Origin of the sequence: Streptomyces similanensis, assembly GCF_039543625.1 — a bacterium.
Lineage (GTDB): Bacteria > Actinomycetota > Actinomycetes > Streptomycetales > Streptomycetaceae > Streptomyces > Streptomyces similanensis.
In genome coordinates this window covers 1-1,591 of the sequence record NZ_BAABKC010000022.1, presented here as the reverse complement: position 1 = coordinate 1,591, position 1,591 = coordinate 1, and the positions used below count along the sequence as shown (strand labels likewise).

The 1,591-nt window shown below is 72.2% G+C and carries 3 protein-coding genes; all 3 read right to left on the bottom strand.

Annotated elements, in window-relative coordinates:
- Positions 1–999 (bottom strand): acetyl-CoA carboxylase biotin carboxylase subunit (locus tag ABEB07_RS08805; protein WP_345667742.1); only part of this gene is annotated, 999 nt, incomplete at its 3' end.
- A 110-nt stretch (positions 1,000–1,109) separates the two neighbouring features.
- Positions 1,110–1,307: an acyl-CoA carboxylase subunit epsilon gene (locus ABEB07_RS08800; protein WP_345667741.1), complete on the bottom strand. Its 198-nt coding sequence runs from the start codon at positions 1,305–1,307 to the stop codon at positions 1,110–1,112.
- Positions 1,308–1,323: 16 nt separating this feature from the next.
- A partial coding sequence (locus ABEB07_RS08795; RefSeq protein ID WP_345667740.1) for a carboxyl transferase domain-containing protein occupies positions 1,324–1,591 on the bottom strand: 268 nt, incomplete at its 5' end.

Genomic DNA, 1,591 nt, shown 5'->3' with positions numbered 1-1,591 from the left:
CTCGAAGGAGTGGCCGCGCAGGGCGGGGTCGTCGTAGCCGAGGGGTTCGCCGTCGGCGATGCGGAACATTTCGCGCACCAGGTCGATGCCGGCGACTTCTTCGGTGACGGGGTGTTCGACCTGGAGGCGGGTGTTGACCTCGAGGAAGGAGATGGTGCCGTCCTGGCCGACGAGGAATTCGCAGGTGCCGGCGCCTTCGTAGCGGGCCTCGCGCAGGATGGCCTTGGAGGCGCGGTAGAGCTCGGCGACCTGCTCTTCGGACAGGAAGGGGGCGGGGGCTTCCTCGACCAGTTTCTGGTGGCGGCGCTGGAGGGAGCAGTCGCGGGTGGAGACGACGACGACGTTGCCGTGTTTGTCGGCCAGGCACTGGGTCTCGACGTGGCGGGGGCGGTCGAGGTAGCGCTCGACGAAGCATTCGCCGCGGCCGAAGGCGGCGACGGCTTCGCGGACGGCGGAGTCGTAGAGTTCGGGGACTTCGTCGAGGGTGCGGGCGACCTTGAGGCCGCGGCCGCCGCCGCCGAAGGCGGCCTTGATGGCGATGGGCAGGCCGTGTTCCTTGGCGAAGGCGACGACCTCGTCGGCCCCGGAGACGGGGTCGGGGGTGCCGGCGACCAGGGGGGCGCCGGCGCGTTGGGCGATGTGGCGGGCGGCGACCTTGTCGCCGAGGTCGCGGATGGCGTGCGGGGGCGGGCCGATCCAGATGAGGTCGGCGTCGAGTACGGCCTGGGCGAACTCGGCGTTCTCCGAGAGGAAGCCGTAGCCGGGGTGGACGGCGTCCGCGCCGGATTCCCTGGCTGCCTTGAGTACCTTGTCGATGTCCAGGTAGCTGGTGGCGGGGGTGTCACCGCCCAGGGCGAACGCCTCATCCGCGGCGCGGACGTGCAGGGCGTCCCGGTCCGGGTCGGCGTAGACGGCCACGCTCGCGATCCCGGCATCCCGACAGGCCCGGGCCACGCGGACAGCGATTTCGCCACGGTTGGCGATGAGCACCTTGGTCAGCATGCCGTCGCCTCCCTCGCACCCGCGCGGTCCGCGCTCAGGCGGTCGACGGCCGCGCCGCGGCGCGTCGCCTCGTGGACGGTGTTCATGATCTCTCCGATCGGGGATGTTCAGTGGGGAAGGGCCGAGGCGAGCCAGCCGGCCGTTCCGTAGGCGTGCGGGGTGCGCAGCAGGCGGCGCCGGGAGGCCCAGGCGCCGGCGCGCCGCGGGGCCGGACCGGAGTGCGGCCGCCCGGCGACGGACAGCAGCGCGACCACGGCGGCCAGCTCCTCGGGGGTGGGGTTGCCGCGTACGACCTTGATGGTCATGTCCGCTCCCTGGGGGTCAGAGGGGGATGTTGCCGTGCTTCTTCGGGGGGAGGGTTTCCCGTTTGGTGCGCAGTTGACGCAGGCCGCGGACGATGTGGGCGCGGGTGTCGGAGGGGGTGATGACGGCGTCGATGTAGCCGCGTTCGGCGGCGGTGTAGGGGTTGAGGAGGGCGTCCTCGTACTCGCGGATGAGGCGGGCGCGGACGGTGTCGGTCTCGGTGTCGTCGGTGGCGGCGAGGGTGCGGCGGTGGAGGATGTTGACGGCGCCCTGTGCGCCCATGACG

Bases quoted from the DNA above. Each gene is read 5' to 3' on its own strand.
- ABEB07_RS08800 (WP_345667741.1), bottom strand. From the start codon at position 1,307: ATGACCATCAAGGTCGTACGCGGCAACCCCACCCCCGAGGAGCTGGCC.